At 34.4% G+C, this 18,427-nt stretch carries 15 protein-coding genes and 1 pseudogene; all 16 read right to left on the bottom strand.

Features of this window, described 5'->3' with window-relative positions; all coding sequences use genetic code 11:
- Positions 1-100: 100 nt before the first annotated feature.
- Entirely contained in the window at positions 101-622 is a 522-nt protein-coding gene (locus tag F3G76_RS04150) for an Hcp family type VI secretion system effector (RefSeq protein WP_012001093.1), read from the bottom strand.
- 64 nt (positions 623-686) lie between these two features.
- Positions 687-1,604: a hypothetical protein gene (locus F3G76_RS04145; protein ID WP_103573920.1), complete on the bottom strand. Its 918-nt coding sequence runs from the start codon at positions 1,602-1,604 to the stop codon at positions 687-689.
- 9 nt (positions 1,605-1,613) lie between these two features.
- On the bottom strand, positions 1,614-5,102 hold the full coding sequence (gene tssM, locus F3G76_RS04140) for a type VI secretion system membrane subunit TssM (protein ID WP_149706009.1): 3,489 nt from the start codon (positions 5,100-5,102) through the stop codon (positions 1,614-1,616).
- Between the two features lie 77 nt (positions 5,103-5,179).
- Complete coding sequence (locus tag F3G76_RS04135) at positions 5,180-6,076, bottom strand: type VI secretion system baseplate subunit TssG (protein WP_087583801.1); 897 nt, start codon at positions 6,074-6,076, stop codon at positions 5,180-5,182.
- Positions 6,073-7,791, bottom strand: coding sequence for a type VI secretion system baseplate subunit TssF (tssF, locus tag F3G76_RS04130; RefSeq protein WP_103637817.1), 1,719 nt, complete (start codon positions 7,789-7,791; stop codon positions 6,073-6,075). Before tssF ends, F3G76_RS04135 begins: the two co-directional genes overlap by 4 nt.
- On the bottom strand, positions 7,791-8,180 hold the full coding sequence (locus F3G76_RS04125; protein WP_012001091.1) for a hypothetical protein: 390 nt from the start codon (positions 8,178-8,180) through the stop codon (positions 7,791-7,793). The genes tssF and F3G76_RS04125 overlap by 1 nt, the downstream gene beginning before the upstream one ends.
- Before the next feature lie 8 nt (positions 8,181-8,188).
- Complete coding sequence (gene tssC, locus F3G76_RS04120; protein WP_021086376.1) at positions 8,189-9,637, bottom strand: type VI secretion system contractile sheath large subunit; 1,449 nt, start codon at positions 9,635-9,637, stop codon at positions 8,189-8,191.
- 2 nt (positions 9,638-9,639) lie between these two features.
- Positions 9,640-10,125, bottom strand: a complete 486-nt coding sequence (tssB, locus tag F3G76_RS04115; RefSeq protein WP_012001089.1) for a type VI secretion system contractile sheath small subunit — start codon at positions 10,123-10,125, stop codon at positions 9,640-9,642.
- Positions 10,126-10,205: 80 nt separating this feature from the next.
- Positions 10,206-11,486 carry a type VI secretion system domain-containing protein gene (locus F3G76_RS04110; RefSeq protein WP_103558248.1) on the bottom strand — a complete coding sequence of 427 codons (1,281 nt, stop codon included), beginning with the start codon at positions 11,484-11,486 and terminating at the stop codon, positions 10,206-10,208.
- Entirely contained in the window at positions 11,487-12,251 is a 765-nt protein-coding gene (gene icmH / locus F3G76_RS04105) for a type IVB secretion system protein IcmH/DotU (RefSeq protein ID WP_103558249.1), read from the bottom strand.
- 9 nt (positions 12,252-12,260) lie between these two features.
- The gene (tssK, locus tag F3G76_RS04100; RefSeq protein WP_109147081.1) at positions 12,261-13,655 is read right to left on the bottom strand and encodes a type VI secretion system baseplate subunit TssK; all 1,395 of its coding nucleotides are present in this window, start codon (positions 13,653-13,655) and stop codon (positions 12,261-12,263) included.
- A 1-nt stretch (position 13,656) separates the two neighbouring features.
- A complete protein-coding gene (gene tssJ, locus F3G76_RS04095; protein WP_087583804.1) occupies positions 13,657-14,124 on the bottom strand; it encodes a type VI secretion system lipoprotein TssJ in 468 nt (155 codons plus the stop codon).
- 115 nt (positions 14,125-14,239) lie between these two features.
- Positions 14,240-15,598 (bottom strand): thioredoxin reductase, encoded by a 1,359-nt coding sequence (locus tag F3G76_RS04090; protein WP_149706008.1) that lies wholly within the window; start codon positions 15,596-15,598, stop codon positions 14,240-14,242.
- Positions 15,599-15,601: 3 nt separating this feature from the next.
- Complete coding sequence (locus F3G76_RS04085) at positions 15,602-16,432, bottom strand: 3-deoxy-D-arabinoheptulosonate-7-phosphate synthase (RefSeq protein ID WP_149706007.1); 831 nt, start codon at positions 16,430-16,432, stop codon at positions 15,602-15,604.
- Positions 16,433-16,450: 18 nt separating this feature from the next.
- A complete protein-coding gene (locus tag F3G76_RS04080) occupies positions 16,451-17,815 on the bottom strand; it encodes a thioredoxin reductase (protein ID WP_149706006.1) in 1,365 nt (454 codons plus the stop codon).
- Positions 17,816-17,818: 3 nt separating this feature from the next.
- Positions 17,819-18,427: pseudogene (locus F3G76_RS10440) on the bottom strand (hypothetical protein); the annotation flags it as partial.

The raw sequence follows: 18,427 nt of genomic DNA, 5'->3' as shown, positions 1-18,427 counted from the left end.
CACATATCATGGTGTTTTAAAAGATAATGATAAAAAGGGCTCATTTGTGTCCTTCCAACGAGAATATTGATATCCCTAGGGAGGATCCCTAGGTTATTTTTTAAGCTTTTTTAGTAGCTTCTCTCCAGTCATCGCTTCCGCTTGTGCCTGCAGCTACGTGCTCCCAAACTATCTTTCTATAGTTCATTGAAACTTTAAAAAGCTCAGTTTTGTCGCTATTTAGCTTGTCTTGAGCATTTGGACTTACTAGAGTGATATCTGTTATAGTTGCATCTTCTAGCTTTGTAGTGAAGAAGTGCTCAGCGCCACCGCTAGTTGATGTTCTGTACCAGTGGATCTCAACCTCTGGAAGTCTCTCGCCTTGAGTTAATGCGTTGTAAAGAAGTGGAACAGCTTTGTTTAAAGATGTTGTAAAGCTAAATGGCTTATGCACTCTTTGTCCTGATGGTTGGCCACTTTGTGGATCCACTGGAACAGTTACGATGTGAGAAACCTCTTGCGCCATGATCTCATCTTCGTGACCTGACTGATAGCGATTACCGATACTAGCTTCTGTTGAAGCACCACTTGAGATAAGTCCTTGAGTAGAACCTTTCACCTTAATATACACTGGTTGTGACATATTTACTCCTATTAAAAAATTTGGTTATTTTAACTTTTATTAACTTTCTATTTTATTAAAAACATTACTTTTTTAGCATATAGCTTTCAAGTGCTTTATGTAATAAATAATTAAACGCCTCTTTATCTTCTTTGGTACTTTTTGTCACAGCACCAGAGAGATATTTGAAAAATGAATTATTCTCGACTATATCGTACATTTGACTATATAGCTCCTTGCATATTAGCTTAAGCAAAACAGCATTAACAAGCGTCGTGTTGTCGCTTAGAGGCAGCGTTTTTATAATAGTTTCCATATCTTTTGTATTTAACGTCCTGCTCTGCTCGCTTATAGGGCTCATGTTTGGCTGCACTTTTATACTCTCAACTAAATTCATCAAAAGCTCATCCATGCTCTTTGCTGTTAGCATCCTTTGAGTATTTATATCTTCTTCATCGAAATTTTGAGCGCTCTCATTTAAATTTAAAGGCACATCATTAACATTTTCATTTAAAGTGATATCTTTTTCTTCATCTATGAGAGAATTTATCTTTGGCTCTTCTTTAAAATCAACATTTGAGATTTTCCCAACTGGCTCAAATTCTTTATTATCAAGCTCATCAAAATTTTTGGTATTTTCTATGATCTTGTGGGCTTTGCCGACATATTCGTCTATCCTAGAAGGATCTATAAATATAAATTTAAGCTCACCTATCCTAAAAATATCTCCTGGGTTTATCACGCTTTCATAATCATCAGGCAACTTCGAATAAGAATCGCTATAAAATATCTCGCATCCTTCGTATCCGCAAATGGTAAAAACACCCTCTTCAAAGCCTATATGAGCGTGCTTTGAAGCTATAGAGCCACTTGTATCGCTGCACGGAAATTTAACCGTATCTAGCGAGCCTATGTCCCCACCGTTTTCATCAAAAATGACATACTGCGCCAAAAAGCTCGAAGCTTTATCAAAATTTTGTATAACCGCTGCTATTTCTTGCATATTTTTTCCTTAATAAAGCATCTTTCTTGGTAAATCAATCGTTGGTATGATATTCATAAGCTCTAAAAGCTCTCCGCCATTTGGAGTAACTTCAAAGCCAAAATATGACTCTTTTTTACCATCAAAGTTAAGCGTGCTAACGCCAATGCTGCTGAAATTTGAAGCCTTTAAGAGCTTGTACCAGCCCCACTCACCATCAAAGCTGATCTCTTTTTTATCACTGCCTGCATTTGAAACTGCATTAAATTTAAACTGTGTTGAGATATCAAAGCTTTTACTTGAGACAAGCAAATTTGATGGGATCGTGTGATCATACACCAAAGAGTTATTTGCGTAGCCTATATTTATGTGGCTGAAATTTGCCGATAGATCAACCGCTTTTAAGTTATAGTTTAGTTTTAGCTCATCATTTGAATCAAGCATCAAATTTGAAATTCTATCGATATAAGCGATATTTTCAAGGAAACTTTTATTAAATCTTAGCTCTTTTGCATATTTTGGTCTTACCTTGTAGCCACTGCCAGTTTTGCTCAAAATTTGTTTTAGATATTTATCATAAAAGCTATTCCAAGTTCCGTCCTTGCCAAAAAATCTCTTAAATTCTTCGATACTAACGGCCTTTGCTGAGTTTTCATTAAACGGATAATAAGGTTTTATAAGACTTTCAAAGTCATCAAGAACATCATCTTTATAAGCCGTTGCTAAAAGTGATGAAGCTCCGTTTTCTACCTGTTTCCAAGCAAGCTTTGATAGCTTTTGATAGTACTCATTTAGCTCATCTGGAAGCTTTTTAGCGTCATTGTTTAGCACGATAAATGGATCGTTTTCATTTTTTATGCCATTTATCGCATAAACTATCTTGTCGTCACTGCTTTGAAGCATCTCAAAGTTATAGTCACTAACTTTTTTATATACATTTGTGACGTCATTGCTGATAAGATCTAGCGATCCGTCAGAATTTAGCGCATGATAGTTTGTAAATTTAGTGCTAAAGTCTGTAAATACGCGTTTTATCTCGCTTGAAGCAAAACCTAGAGAGTAGATGTATTTTAGTAAATTTTCATCATTTAAATTTGTATTTTGATTAGTTAGTTTTATAAGAGAATTTAGTGGGTTTTCTCTTTTTGACAAAATTTCAAGCTCGTCTATGACCTCTTTTTTAGTAGCAAATTCATTTGGCTCGATCGCTCTTAAAATTTGGTTCCATTTATCAGCGTAGTTTTGCAAGTAAAGCTCTACAACTGCAATGCTTAGCTCCTTTTTCTCATTTGAGCCAATATCTTTTAAAGATGAGTTGGTATCCATTAGCCATGACTCGATGCCCGCGGTCTCATCGATGTTTGAGCTAAGTTTTGCCAAGAAATCTCTTAAATTTTCTTTTGTATAAATTTTATTAAATGGATTAAATGCCTCTTTTTCTTGAACTACCTGGTTTAAATTTTCAACCTCTTTTTTGATGTCGTAGAATGATTTTTCATCTTTAAATGATATAAACTCAAGTATCGAGTAGAGCCTTTTTGCTCTTTGAACAGGTGTTAGCTTGGTATTTGCTGCACTTTGAGCGCTCTGGTCTGCTGAAATGCTTAAATTTTTAGCATTTAAAATAGCTTCAATGTGTGCTAAAAATTCATCCTTGGCAACGCCATATTTTTCAAATTTATCCCAGTTTGCAGCTATCCAAATTTTAAATAGATCTACGTTTGTATAGTTTTTATCAAAAAGTGAATCATACATATAAAAGGCTTTTATAAGCTTATCTGGGTCGCTCTCTGTTTTTAGGATATTTTCCATCTCAGTTAAAACTGTATTTTTGAAAAAATCGGCGCTAAGGTCGTAATAAAGCGCTTTAACAGGCGTAAAACCTTTATAAGAGGTATCAAGAGTGATGTACTCAAATTTAGTATCACCACTAAAGATCCTTGGATAGTCGTTTAGACTTTGTTTTAGCAGATTTAAAAGTTCGATCTTTTGTGTGGCGGTAAGATCTTTATACTTTTTATTATCAAGATAGTTAGAAATTTTATCTACGTTGTTAGCCGCAGTTTGCTCTTTTGTATTTTTGATATTTAAAATATAACTAGAGCCAAAATAAACTCCCACACAAAGCGCAGCCACTAGGGCGAAATTTACAAATTTAATAAATCTATTTTGTGCGCCAAATTTCGTTACATTTGCTTTAAAAGCGATCTCTTTTAAAAATGATTTTACAAAATAGCTTTGTTTGCTGTAATTATTTACCGCTCTAAGAAGTGGTTTTTTGATGCTATATTTATCACAAATTGTATTTGTAAGGTAGTTTATAGGGATGTTTTCTTGATATGCACTTACAAAATAAACTCCGTTTATAACAGAGGTATTTTTAAGAGCATTTTGAGAGCTTAGCTTTGTGACAAAGTCTTTTACCAGTACAAAGAAATTTTCAAGCTGTTTTAAGAACAAATACGATCGTTTTTTATCTTCTAGCATGTGCGAGATCGAGTTTTTGCTCATTAGGTGTTTAAATAGTGAGTCGCTTAAGCCCTTAAGCTCTGTCTCAAGCGTTTGAGCGGTGAAATTTGAGTCTAAATTTATACCAAGTGCTTTATTTGCCACGTCTTCATTAAATAATTTAAAATAATCACCCATACCATCTATAAGGTCAAGCTTGCTAAAGACCACGTAGATAGGAAATTTGATGCCCAGATGCTTCTCGCAGTCGTTTATCCTCTTTACCATATATCTGATAAGCTCGTCAAAATACTCTTGAGTACCCTCTAGGAATTTTTTAGTATCGATGATAAGCACGGCTCCACTTAGTCTTGAGTTAAAGTCATTTCTCTTTAAAAAGTGTAAAAACTCATTCCAAACGCCTTTTTTAAGTAGATAGTCCCTATTTTTCTCCACATCATCTTCAGGAAGCTCTTCTGTTGCAGTTGGCTGATAGAGGCTCTCTTGCGCAAAATGAATGCCCTCAGTATCTAGTAATGCGCCAAATTTTGATACATAAAGGTTAAAATTTGTCGTACTTTGATGTATCTTTTTATAAGTATCCAGGCTATCAGATAGAGGAAATTCGATATTTGAATAGTTTATAAAAGCACTCTTTCCAGCGCCCTCGTTGCCTATTATCATTATTAATGGCAATTTTTTAAAATTTATATCTTTTTTCCAAGTCGTTTTGGCATCTTTTAGCGAAAGTAAGAAATTTCTCTTTGCTTTGCCAAAACTATCCAATGACTCTTTTTTGATCTCTTTTAGTTTGTCGTTTTTCTCATCTTTGCGTGATGCAAAATAGTTCATCAGCGGTCTAAGCAAGACAAAAAACAATATAACTGCCCAAAAAGCAACTAGCACACTAACTCGTGAGCTAATGCTAGCAAAGCTATATATATCGTTAAATGCTACAAGTGGGGCATAGAGCCAAAACAAAACACTAAGAGCGATAGAGGTTACTAAAACAACACTGTGTTTAAACCTAAAAAATGTGAAAAATCTGCGTAAGTAGTCGATAAATGCCATAGCTGCAAATCCTTTTACAAATAAATATATTTCTTTTATGTAATTATATCAGATTTTTTTGATTTTTGAGTTAAATTTTATGAACAAAGTCTAAATTTTATAAAATTTGACATTTTTTTATCATTTTTAAGCCTTGAACCAAAGCCAATTTGACTACTTGTATATTTTGACCCGAGCTTAAACTGCATCTTGTGAGAGTAATTTATCTTCAAATATAAATCAGACACAAATTCATCATTAGTAAAATAAGAAAGAGTCTCTTGAAGCTCTTTAAATTTATCTTTTTTGGGGAAGAAATTCACAGCCTCTTCGTACTCTATGCCGTTTATAAAGACTGCGATCTTGGTTTGTTTTTCAAAAAGCTTTTTACCAAGGATGAAATTTTTACCAAGTGTCCTATTTTTATGGCCTAAAGAGTTTAAATTTGATGGTGCTATGAAAATTTGGTTTGGTAAATTTTCAAGTATAAAAAGCTTATCTTTTAGCCCAAAGTGGCTCTGAAGCGCAAATTCAACCTCTTTTTTTGGTCTTCTTTGGCTAACCGCAAGTGGCGAAAATGGCAGAAATTTCTTTGCCAGTAGCTTATCTTTTATATTAAGCATATCAAGCAATATCTTTGAAATTTTATCATCAAGCTCATCTTCAAAAGATCTTGCGTAGTTTTTCAGACTAATGCTATCAAAAAATAGCCAAAGCAAATAGTTGTCAAAAAAATCAAAAAATAGCTCATAGCTATTGTCATTAGTCTTTGAAATTTTCTCTAAAATGTAGCTTGTTAGGTGCGAGCCGCTTCCTAAAAGACCCATAAAATTTACAATTATCTTTGTAAGCTCTTGCTCATCTAAGCTCTCAAGCTCTTTGATCGGGTAGGCAAAACTCGAGCTATTTTTTAAAAATATCTCGCTCCTATCCCTATCTTTTAGGATGTTTTTTATCAGCTTAAAAAAAGAAGCTTGGCTTATCTCTTCGCTCATACTAGCTCTTTCGTGCCGCTTAAAAACCCATAATCAAATAAAATTTTACTCTTTACGCACTTGATCTTAAGTTCGCAAAATGAGTTAATAGAAGCAAATTTTGATAAAAACTTAGCCAAATTTATACCTAAAACATAGACATTTCCAAGGCTTTCAAACTCGCTCTCATCTATATAAAATATACAAAGCACTCCTCTTTTTGCAAAGCCACCATCGACCCTGTGGATCTGTTTTGTCTTTATCTCATGAAGTGAGCTAGAAAATTTCTTCAAAAACTCATCATCAGGCAGCATAAAGGCATTTAGCAGTGCTAGAAAAGAGCCCTTGTTTAGTATGCTTTGATAGCTAAATGACAAGATACTAACTAGCCTCCAGAGTAAATTTCCATCTACATTTACACGTTTTACGCTAGTTGGGATAGTTAAATTTTTGGTCACTACACCTTGGTGATTTTGGATTTTATTTATCTCGCCAAGTTTTAGACTAGTTGGCAGGTCGCCGTTGCAGCAAAGCGTCTCGATGCTCACGGTCTGCTCTTTGGTGTCATTTTTAAAAAATGAAATTTCTTTGTAAGAGCTTAGCTTCATATCTATTTTGTTGCTTACAAAGTAATAATCCTTTGATCTTTGGCTATTTAAAAACTCAAACCTCTCAAAGCTTTTGTAGTTTTTAAGTATCCTTTTTTCATTATTGCTGCTGTGAGCGACGACCTTTGTGATAGAGACTATCTCGTAAGCGTTTATGTTTGAGCGGTCGATGAAAATTCTATACTCGCTTCGTTTGTTGTTATTTTGTATAGGCTCAGCGCCTTTTGCAAACAAATTTATCGCTGGTGTGGCAAAGAGAGAGAAGTACTCTAGCCTTGGCACATAACCATTTGGCATATCTTTTGAAAAGACAAATTTGATGTTAAAGCTTTTTGCGTCAAATCTTTTTAAAAAACCAAGTCCGTTTATACGGATAAAATTTAGTTTAGATGAAAAATATGAAAGCTCTTTTATAAGCTCAAACGCCTCAAAACCAAACTCATCGCTATTTATCAAAGCTTCATCAAATTCATCCAAGCTAAGCTTATCAGCTCCAAGTTTTATCTCCTCATCGCTATCTTCAAAGCTTATGACTATAAATTTTAAGTAGTTTTTTAGCCACATCAAAAGAGTTGAAGAGAAGTATATGTTATCGCCAAGGTATAAATTTAAAAAGCTGGTATCAAGCTCTTTTGTGCTAAGTTCATCTTTGGTGATAGATATGTTTAAATTTAAAAGATAGTCGCTTTTGTTGTTTGACATGAAAGCTTTTGATATCTTTAATGGAAGCAAATTTACGTCATATATCGTCTGGAATTTACAAGCCACGCCGTTTATTGGCTTTGACTCTATGATACTGCCTTTTGGTATAAATTCCTTTTTTTCTGAAAAATCATCTCTTAGAGCAAATTCTTGCATGCAAACTGAGGGGAAAGGGTTTGTATAGCTTGGCATTAAGATATTTATCAAAGACTCAGCTATTAAGGGGATATTTTCATCTAGCTCTTGCCTAATCCTTGATGTCAAAATAGCCATATTTTCTATGATACTCTCAACATCAGGATCTTTGCTCTTAGTATCTAAAAATGGTGCAACTTTAGGGAAATTCTTTATAAAAAGAGCTCTCGTTTCATCAAGATACGCCATCTCTTTTTGAAAATAAGCTAAATTATTTTCATTATAATCCATTATAAAATCTCACAATATCTATTGTTCTTAAAAATAACCTTTAGCAAATACTCTTTGAAATTGTCGTTTTTATGCTTATAGTTTATGTTAAAGATGATACGCCAAGGCTTTAGCGAGTCATCATAGCCGATAGAGGTTATCTCTATTCTATTTTCGTTTGAGGTGATTAGTTCATATATCGCCATGCCAAGTCTATGGCCAAGCTCGTTTATCTCGACCCCAACCGACCAAAGATCGATGATACTATCGTTTAAACGACCGTAGTTTCCCAGCCTTGAGTTTAAGATAGTATCGATATGATCTTTGATGTCGCTGTCTAGATCTTTAAAATATGGACGAAATTTTGACTCATCACTAAATTCATATAAAATTTTATCTATCAGCGACATACTTAAATTTACTCTTTATCCAGCTTACCAACCAAAGAAAGCTCGAAATTTGCCCCCATAAATTTAAAGTGAGGTCTAGCTAGAAGCTCTATCTTATACCAGCCTGGTTCGCCAGCTATATCGCTAACGATGACTTTTGCGCTTCTAAATGGTCTTCTGCTTCTTACATCAGCTGGTGGATTTTCCTGATCTGAGATGTACTGTCTTAGCCACTCATTTAAGCCACGCTCAACATCACTGCGCTCTTTCCAGGTACCGATCTCTTCTCTTTGAAGTACTTTTAGATAGTGAGCCAAACGAGAGATCAAAAATACATATGGAAGCTGTGTGCCAAGTCTAAAATTTGTCTCGGCAGCTTTGCCTTCTGGAGTATTTGGGAAAACTTTAGGTTTTAGCACAGAGTTTGCTGAGAAGAACGCAGCGTTGTTGCTATCACGTCTTAGCGTAAGCGTGATAAAGCCATTTTCTGCAAGCTCAAATTCTCTTCTATCTGTGATCAAAACTTCGGTTGGAATTTTTGTCTGAACGCTTCCATAGTTTTCATAAGTATAAGTTGGTAGGTCTTTTACAGCTCCGCCACCTTTTGGTCCGATGATGTTTCCGCACCATCTATAGTCCGCAAAACTCTCTGTAAGTCTTGTAGCAAACGCATAAGCGCCGTTGCCCCAAAGCATATCATCGTGCTTATCAACGCTTTCGCGGTAGTTAAAGCTTTTTATAGGGTTATCTTCTGGGATATATGGAGATCTAGTAAGAAATCTATTTACCATACAACCTGTATATTTTGCATCTTCGTTCTCTCTAAAAGTTCTCCATCTTGTGTATTGAGGACCTTCAAGTAGGCTCTTTAGATCTTTTATGTTTTCAAGCTCGCCAAAGTTATCAAGTCCGAAGAATTTAGAAGATAGCGAAGTTAGAAGCGGAGAGTGGCTCATCGCTGCAATTGATGACATTTTGTTTAAGAAAGTCATGTCTTGATTTGACTTATCTAGCTCATAGTCAGCAACTATCGCACCAACTGGCTCACCACCAAATTGACCATATTCAGCTGAGTAAATTTGCTTATAAAGTGTGCTTTGAGTTATATCTAGATTGTTTTCAAAGTCATCTAAAATTTCTTCTTTTGTTGCGTCTAAAAGATCGATCTTTACGTTTTCGTTAAAATTTGTTCTCTCAACTAAAAATCTAATGCCGCGCCAAGTAGATTCTAGCTCTTGGAAAGATTTATTGTGTAAAATTTCATCCATCTGAGCTGATAAAAGCGTGTCTATATGGGCTATCATCTCATCAAGTGCTAGCTTGTTTATCTTCTCTTCAGCGTTGTTTGTTGTGATGATATTTGAGATAAACTCGGCAACTCCTTGCTTTACTACGCTATAACTTTCATCATCTTTTGTATATTTGCTCCTTTGCATTATGCTTTCAATGATAGGAGTTTTTACTTTAGTTTCAGACATTTTTATTCCTTATCTTTTTCGTCTTTAAGCTCTAAAAGAAGCTGTTTTCTACTATCTTCATCCTTAATAGCCTCTAAAACCGCTTTTCTAAAATCAGGCATATTGCCCATAGGTCCTTTTAACGCAACTAAAGCTTTTCTAAGCTGCAATAGCTTTTTTAGCTCAGGCACTTGGTTGATGATATTGTCTGGATTGAAGTCTTGAATGCTTTCAAAATTTAGATCGATATTTAGATCTTCGCTACCAGAATTTAGTCTATTTTTCACTGAAAATTCAGTATGAATGTCTAAACTTTTCATAACTTGATCGAAATTTATCTTATTTATAGAGACAACTTCGCGATCTTCAAGTGGAGTTTGGTTTTCACCAGTTAAATTTGAAACTACCATCAGCTTTAATGGAAGCTCAACGTCTGCTTCTTGGTTGTTTGTTTTGGTTCTATAAACAATGTTTATACGTTCTTTTGGTGGGATTGAATTCTCTGCCATAATAACATCCTTTTTTTGAGTAAATGATTTAAGAATTATAATTAAATAAAATTAAAGAAGTTTTAAAAAAACATATTTTATCACAAAAATGTTTTTGCCTTTATATAAATATCTGACAAATAATCCTTAAGCTCGGTGTTTTCTATAAATTTAACTATTTGCGAATATACAACTTTCGCATTGTTATCCATACCTTGGCTTGTAAAAATTTTGGAAAGCTCTAACAAAAAGCTAAGCTCGCTTTGAGAATTTGTTGCATATTTGCTTCTATCAAGGGCTTTTATCAGCTCCTCAAAGCTCATATCCTTTTTCATATCATCACTAGAGATAAAATTTGCACTCTCTTTTTTACTAAAAAATTTAGCACTCTCTTCGCTGAAAAATGCCTCTTCACTTTGAAATTTGAGCTTTTTCATATCTGGAAATTTTTCTATAAAATTTAAAGTCATATTAGAAACGAGTTCGCTTTGCTCACTTAGCCCAGATGATCTTAAAAACTCACAAAATATCCTAACGCCATCTATCCAAAACGGATTAAGCGCTAAATTTCTTATAAATTTTTCTAAATTACCAAGGTTTGCTTCTTTCATATTTTTAAAAAGTAAGATCAAATTTTCATCAGGATAGCGTATCTGCGTCACTTGCTCGCTGCTAACTGGCAGAGCCTTGATCCTGCCCCACATCGCCTCAAAGACAAGCGAGTAAGCGGTCAAATTTTTTATATCATTTTTTAAAAGCGAGATGGATAAATTTACAAAATACTCCCTAAACTCTCTATCACTAAATGTACTAATGTCGCTACTGCCAAAAGAGATGCTTTGTGAGTAGTTTGGTTCGGTCTTTTGCGGCTGTTTTGGCTCCTCTATTTTTTGAGTTTGCTCACTTTTTTCTTCTATATAAAGCGTATCAAAGTGCGTGCTAAGCTCGCGTGAGAGCTCAGGTACAAGCTCATTAAAAGCCCTTGCGCCCGCTTCGTCTAAATTTATACCATCCCTATGAGCTTGCGTAAAAAGCTCTATCGTTTGAGCAAATATCTTTTTTTTAGCAGGCACTTGCTTTTCATTTTTTGCTAATAAATTTGGCTCTTGTTTTAGAGTAGTTAGAAAAAATGAAAAGGCCTCGATCAGGGTTTTAAAACTATCTTTTTGGTTTAAATTTATAGCAGAGATCGCTAAGAAATTTAAAAGCTTTACATCGAGGCTAAATTCGCTTAATGCCTTTAAAGACGAGCTAAAAACAAAGTCCCATTTTATCGTATCATGCGTCAAAGTCTTATACTTTGACATCTCGTCTATAAGGCTGATGTAGAGTTCGTTTTCTGAAAAGTTTTCGTTAAATTTGTTGAAAAACTTATCTTGCACTTACTTTTTTTCCATAAAATTTTCTATCTTATTGTTTAGGACGCTGTCGTTTTTAACGTTATTTTGATCCATCGAGTAGGTGCTATATAAAAACGCAGCCGCGATAGCTGCAAGCGCTATAAGGATAAAATAAAATTTCAAATGTCTTAATGAAAATATCTCAAAAAAGCTTCTCTTTTTAGTTTTTAAATAGCTCTTTTCAAATACATTTTCATCAGCCTTGATAAGTGGCGAAACGGCTGAGGCTATATTTTCACAAAGGTATGAAATTTTCTCATTGCAATCTTCCTGTGCTTCGTATTTACCCTTGTAGCCAAGCACCAAACAAGCGTAGATAAACTCTAAAAAGTCCTTGTTTTTGCCAACATTTTCAAACCATTTATCCATGATGCCAAAGAATTTGTTGCCACCTAAATTTTCGTTGAAAAATCTTGTTGTTAAGGTGTTGTTCGCCCAAAAACTGTTCATAAAAATTTCATTTTTAAGCAAACTCTCATCGATAAAAACGCAAAGGCAATATCTAAGCCTAATGATGTCATCCTCTTCATAAATGCCTAAATTTGAGATCTTTGAAGTGGTGCTTAATATATCATTTATCAGCTTTTCACGTAAATTTTGCATCTCACTTTGTGAAAAATTTTGTAGTTTTGATACTCTATTTGCCAAAAGAAGCAGTGGTAGCACGTGATCTAGGGCAGGATTTGCGCCAAGTCCTAGAAGCTTTGTCTGGCTTAAAGCCGAAATTTCATTTTGATTCTCACTCATTTTTTATCCTTATAATAAAGCCCACATCTTAATATCAGCGTTTGATAAATTTGCTGTTATATAGACGCTAATAACGCTTTGATTTGCGAAGCTTTTGAAAATTTCATCTTTTTTATCGATCTTGTAGTAGATATAGTCATTTAGCTTTGGCAATGTACTAGGTATAGCTGAAATTTGCTCTACGTTTATGCCGCGAAGCTGCGATGAGACGATACTTTTGATGTTTGATTGGGTGTGGATTTTGCACTGCTCTTTGAAATTTTTAAGCAGGTACTCATTTTTTGTATCGCTATGGATAGCAAAGTAAATTTCTGAGTTTTCTATGATGCTTGGATTATCAAAGACGCAGTCAAAAAAGCCGTGATTGTTTTTAACGATCTGTGCCATGACGTATTTTGGCGACAAGATATGCGAGAATAAAAGCCTAAGATTGTTTATTAGCGGTACGAAAGTTTGGCTTAAGTTGTTGTGATCATAAGCTATAAATTCGCTAAAACTATCATCGTGACTTAGGGCTAGCAGATCAGCTTGAAAATCAACTAGCTTTTCATATAGATACTCTGGATGAATTTTGTCTCTTTTGAAAAGATATGAGAATATCAAGTGCCATTTCTTCAGCATATTTAGCGTCAAATACGTTGAAATATCAAGCCTATTTTTCGCCTGATCTATACCGCCTAAAAGCCCAGTATAGCTCTCTTGGTGCTGCTTTGTAGCAAAGCTAAACTCATCTATAAAGCTAGTGATGAAAGAATTTTTACTGATATCGATGCAGGTTGGGATAAATTTCTCATCAAGCGTTATTTGCTTGTTTAGGTCGATGTTTTTTATCCTACAAATAGGCACGCTAAGCTCATAAGGCGTCTTTGAGCCAAGCACTCCTAGAGCCGATCTTTGGCTTGCTAGGATCAAATTTTCTTTATCCTGCGTAAAAGCAGATGAAAGCTCAAAGTCGTCTTTGTCATCTAGCTCGTTCAAGATATCGTTACTAGCTTCATCATGCACTCTTGAGCTAATGAGCGCTTGTTTAGCTGTAAATTTTAGATTTGGCAGGTTGTTTTGCAAGCTAACATCAACAAGCCCTGAGCTAACTGGTAGCTTTAGTACTATGACAGCAGAATTTAGCTCGCTAGGACTTATCTCAAGAGGCTCTGGTAGGTCGTCTTGATCTGGGGCGTTAAATATCGTACCATCTTGCGAGATACAAGAAATTTTATTTAGCCCTATCTTGCCTTGAAGCAAAAGCTCGCTTGAGATATCAAGCTCCAAAACTCCATATAAATTTGAAAAAGACGAGACGGTTTTTAGGTTTAAATTTCTCTCAAAATACCTCTCTTGCTGCTCGAAATGAACCTTATCAACGTTCATTCCGTTGTACCAGACAACTTTTAGTTTATCAGACATTTTATTTGCTTGCTTGGATCTTAGAGCTGCTAGCGTCTATGGTATTTACGCCATTTTTAGTTATCTCAAAAACTATATTTTTCTCTTTTGCTTCTTTTGTTGATTTGTAAGCTTTGATATTTGTCTTACTTTGATCAGCATAAAGCACCAAAATGCCCACATATGGCACTTCGTCTGGATCGACATTTGTAAAAGCATATCTGTTTGTGTTTGGCTGAATTTGCGTTTTTATCGAGTCTATCTTATCTTGACCAAGTATGTCGCCATTTTTCTCAGCTAGATCAACTATGCTAGCTTGCTGAAATTTTGCCACATCTTTCAGCTTGTAAGCGATGATAGTCACTGGTACGTTGTCACCGTGGTAGTTTAAGTTTGAATTTGGAGTGTTGCTTATGATAAGATCTTTTGCACATCCTGCGATAAATAGCATAAAAATTAAAGAACAAAGAAATTTAAACGTTTTCTTCATGGTTTCCTTTACCTCACGTTAATAATATTATTTTTATGTAATTCTATCTAAAGTTATTTTAGAAGAAACTTATTTTAAAATCAATGTTCTTAAATAAAACTTTAATGAGCGTTAATCAATCCTTTATATTATGCTCTTTAGCATAGCTTAATATCTTTTGCCTAAGATCTTCTGGGAAGCTATCTCTATACATGACTGGTGTTAAAGGGTTTAGCTTTTTATCTAATTTACCAGCCTCATATAGTCTTGTTAGCTCTTCTGGTGTGTTGTAATATGGTGCATTAGGATATCCCTCTGGTGGGGTTAGGGACATTATTTTAGCTTCTAATATACCAGAATCTCTATTTAACATAACCTGTTTTAATTCGGTATCATCTGGTTCTGCAACATCATAAGGGGCTTGAAAATCATGCAAGGTTTCTTTTGCATATTTCAAAAATTCTTCCCTAGTTGTCTCATTAGCATCTAGGTCTCTAGGGTCTAGCAGCTTGCCTTTATCTTCCACCATTTCCCTTAAGTGATGAACGGTATCAGCTATTGGATCAAGTATGACCCCACCCCTATTAAAATCCATCACGAAATAGCTTCCTACTATCTCATCAAGATAAGGTATCATTCCATATTCATCTAGTGGAGGGTTTTTAGATAAATTCTCAAATTTTATTTTTGTTTGCAAGTCTTTATTTGAGCCTGATATATAAGACGAAGAAGAAAAGTATCTAGCTAGCACTTTTAAAGCATCTACTTCTCCTAGTTGAGCTGCTAAAAATACTGCTTGTCTAGCTCTTGTTTTAAAGCCAGAGTTATTTAATACAGTAGCTGAAGAAAATGATCGTCTATCCCCTAATATACCTGCACAAATTCTCCACTCACCACTAAACAATCTTGATTTAAGTGTATTTTTATTTCTATCTACTTCATCATAAATTTCAGCATATTCTGGCTTTGTTAGTTTGCCACTACTATCTACTCTACCTATTGCATCTTCTGGGATATCTATCATAGTGCATTTTAGATTACTTCTTTTTACTAGATAGATATATCTATCTCTTTTATCTTTTAAGCTTTCATAGTAGGCTTTTTCTGATTTAGTCCATGGAGCTATCTTAGTAGAGCTTGGTTTATAGCTAATGTCTAGCCATGGTTTAAATGCTAAATAATCTGTTTGACCTAGAGAATTTGGTTTAGGGTTATAGTATAGGGGCTTATAGTTTTTATATGGGGATGAGTCTAGGATGGAGCGAGCTTGTAGTAAATATTTAGACTGAATTTCTAAGTATTCCTTACTAGTACGCACCTTTTTATACTCATTATTATTTGGCACCAATAGGTTTGTTGCTTTATCAAATTTTAGTTCTGTTCCATCTGGTGCTAAGACTGTATACGTTTCTTTACTCATTAAATTTCCTTTGTTTATTATTAATAGTGATCCTGCTACTAAAAGAGCTATTATGATAAATATGATCTTCTTCATCTCTTATCCTATATATAGACCATCTTCCATTATTATGGTAGTGGCTAGACGACCGATTAGGCGAGGAGGAACTTTCGAAGGCGCCTTTTTGCTCTTAGCATTTTTATATTCTTGAAATTCCTTACACCCCACATACATACCCTTGACATTGTTGTTTCCTATAACATCTAATGCTTTTAGTAGTCTTCTTGATTTATTATCTACTTCTGAGCCAAAGGTATTTAAATTTCCATTTTTAAAGTCTTCTAGTATCTCCATAGCTTCGTTGTATTTGTCTATTGGTAGGTCAGTACCCTCTTCTACACCCTGACTATATAAATCATAAATTTCACCTCTTTGTTTTATATCTATTGAGTTTGATGGACTTATTGTTAGCAATGTTTTAACTCCTTGTAGCATAAGCTCTTTTGGTGAATATGCTAGTTTTTTATTTCTTTTGTTAAGGTTATTAAAGAACTCTTCATCAGTTTTATTATCTGTTCTTAGCTCATCTAGACATAGATAAGATATCATAGTATCTAGGCTTATATCTTTAGATAGATTAGAGTCTAGTTTGTTTGTGGTGGTGTTTATATCATAGTAGAAGAAGTTATGATAGTCTAGTCCTCCACTAGATAGTCTTCCTCCTATGATAGTTCTTTTTAGATCTATATTTATAAAAGATGAGTATATCTCTATAGGGTAGTAAGTATATTCACTTGTTTTATTTGAATTTGGTTCATAAGATATATTCTTAACAGCATAGGTATCATTAAATTTATTTGTGAAATACTTATGAAGTATTAGTTCATAAGATCTTTTTTGTTGTTCGTAGGTGGCTCCGTTTGGAGCCATAGATATTAAGCTTATTTTCTAATCCTTTATATTATGCTCTTTGGCATAGCTTAATATTTTTTGCCTAAGATCTTCAGGGAAGCTATCTCTATACATCACTGGTGTTAGAGGATTTAGCTTTTTATCTAATTTACCAGCCTCATATAGTCTTGTTAGCTCTTCTGGTGTGTTGTAGTATGGTGCATTTGGATATCCCTCTGGTGGGGTTAGGGACATTATTTTGGCTTCTAGGAGGGTGGAGTCGATGTAGAGAGACAATCTTCTTTCATCCCACTCTGCAGGGAAACCGCCTTTAAAATCCTCTTTGTTGTCATCTAGAACTTTCTTTATAAAGTTATCAAATTCATTTCTTGTAGTCTCGTTTGCATCTAGGTCTCTAGGGTCCAGTAGCTTGCCTTTGTCTTCTACAAGCTCTCTAAGTCCGGCATAAAAGCCACCATCTGGTATAACTACTAAATTATCTCTATTAAAATCCATCACAAAGTAGCTACCTACTATCTCATCTAGATAAGGCATCATGCCATATTCATCTAGTGGGGGATTTTTAGCTAGTCTTCTAAATTCTTCTGCCATTTGTAAATTTGTATTTAGACCTACTAGATAGGTAGAGTATTCAAATAGATCAGCTAATGCCTCTAAGGCTCCTTTTTGACCAAGCTGGGCTGATAGAAACATTGATTGATATGCTCTTGCTTTAAATCCTGCATAACCTAGTCCAACCCCTCCTACAAATCCTCCCATATCTCCCAATACTCCTGCACATATATTCCACTCTGCTGCAAATAGTTCTGATTTTAATGTACCTTTATGAGCATTTACTTCATCATAGATTTCAGCATATTCTGGTTTAGTTAGTTTGCCATTACTATCTACTCTACCTATGGCATCATCTGGGATATCTATCATAGTACATTTTAGATTACTTCTTTTTACTAGATAGATATATCTATCTCTTTTATCTTTTAAGCTTTCATAGTAGGCTTTTTCTGATTTGGTCCAAGGTGAAATTTTAGTAGAGTTTGATTTATAGCTAATATCTAGCCATGGTTTAAATGATAGATAGTCTGTTTGACCTAGAGAATTTGGTTTAGGGTTATAGTATAGTGGCTTATAGTTTTTATATGGGGATGAGTCTAGGATTGCACGGGCTTCAAGGAGCATTTTGGATTTTTCCTCTAAGTATGCACTATCATTTTTGATATTTTTAGAAGCTATTAAATTAGTCTTCTTATCAATCTCAATTATATTTCCATTTGGCGCTATAACCGTATATGTATTAGTGTTATCCATTAGATTTTCTTTACTCATTAAATTTCCTTTATTTATTATTAATAGTGATCCAGCTACTAAAAGAGCTATGATGATAAATATTATTTTCTTCATATCTTATCCTATATATAGACCATCTTCCATTACTATGGTGGTGGCTAGACGACCTATTAGGCGAGGAGGGATTATAGGCTTAGAAATGTTTAACTCTCCATTTTTATAATTATCTTTACACCCCACATATATCCCTTTTATGTTATTGTTTCCTATAGTATCAAGAGCCTCTACAAGCTCTCTTGAGAGGTTGTGATGAGTATTGTCATAGTTGGTGTTAAAAATTCCTAGTCTAAGCATATATATAATCTTTGCAGCCTCTTGATAGGCATCTATTGGATATTTTGTTTCGCCTGCTACTTTGATCGGTATTGAATTCTTTTTGTATGTTTTATACACCTCTTTCTCCTCCTCAACATGCAAATTTAACTCTCTTATCTCTACATCAGATTCAGTGTATCTACTTCTAGCATAGTTAAAATATCTTGCATCTATCTCATTACCAGATCCTCTTAGCTCATCTAAGCATAGATAAGCACTAAGGTTATTTAGCGCTAGTTTAGAGGCTAGGTTAAAAGATAGTCTGTTTTTCTTATGATCTATGTCGTAGTATATAAATGAGTTATAGTCTAGTCCTCCACTACTTATATTAGCTCCTAGAAATAGTCTATT

The sequence above is a fragment of the Campylobacter concisus genome (assembly GCF_902460575.1).
GTDB lineage: Bacteria > Campylobacterota > Campylobacteria > Campylobacterales > Campylobacteraceae > Campylobacter_A > Campylobacter_A concisus_AW.
The sequence above is the reverse complement of the archived record's forward strand: the minus strand, read 5'-3'. Positions and strand labels throughout refer to the sequence as shown.

Coding starts and splice junctions, on each gene's coding strand:
- F3G76_RS04085 (WP_149706007.1), bottom strand. CDS start 16,432: ATGGCTCCAAACGGAGCCACCTACGAACAACAAAAAAGATCTTATGAA.
- tssK (WP_109147081.1), bottom strand. CDS start 13,655: ATGTCTGATAAACTAAAAGTTGTCTGGTACAACGGAATGAACGTTGAT.
- F3G76_RS04135 (WP_087583801.1), bottom strand. CDS start 6,076: ATGAGCGAAGAGATAAGCCAAGCTTCTTTTTTTAAGCTGATAAAAAAC.
- tssM (WP_149706009.1), bottom strand. CDS start 5,102: ATGGCATTTATCGACTACTTACGCAGATTTTTCACATTTTTTAGGTTT.
- F3G76_RS04090 (WP_149706008.1), bottom strand. CDS start 15,598: ATGAAGAAGATCATATTTATCATAATAGCTCTTTTAGTAGCAGGATCA.
- tssF (WP_103637817.1), bottom strand. CDS start 7,791: ATGGATTATAATGAAAATAATTTAGCTTATTTTCAAAAAGAGATGGCG.
- F3G76_RS04150 (WP_012001093.1), bottom strand. CDS start 622: ATGTCACAACCAGTGTATATTAAGGTGAAAGGTTCTACTCAAGGACTT.
- icmH (WP_103558249.1), bottom strand. CDS start 12,251: ATGAGTGAGAATCAAAATGAAATTTCGGCTTTAAGCCAGACAAAGCTT.
- tssJ (WP_087583804.1), bottom strand. CDS start 14,124: ATGAAGAAAACGTTTAAATTTCTTTGTTCTTTAATTTTTATGCTATTT.
- tssC (WP_021086376.1), bottom strand. CDS start 9,637: ATGTCTGAAACTAAAGTAAAAACTCCTATCATTGAAAGCATAATGCAA.
- F3G76_RS04125 (WP_012001091.1), bottom strand. CDS start 8,180: ATGTCGCTGATAGATAAAATTTTATATGAATTTAGTGATGAGTCAAAA.
- F3G76_RS04080 (WP_149706006.1), bottom strand. CDS start 17,815: ATGAAGAAAATAATATTTATCATCATAGCTCTTTTAGTAGCTGGATCA.
- tssB (WP_012001089.1), bottom strand. CDS start 10,125: ATGGCAGAGAATTCAATCCCACCAAAAGAACGTATAAACATTGTTTAT.
- F3G76_RS04145 (WP_103573920.1), bottom strand. CDS start 1,604: ATGCAAGAAATAGCAGCGGTTATACAAAATTTTGATAAAGCTTCGAGC.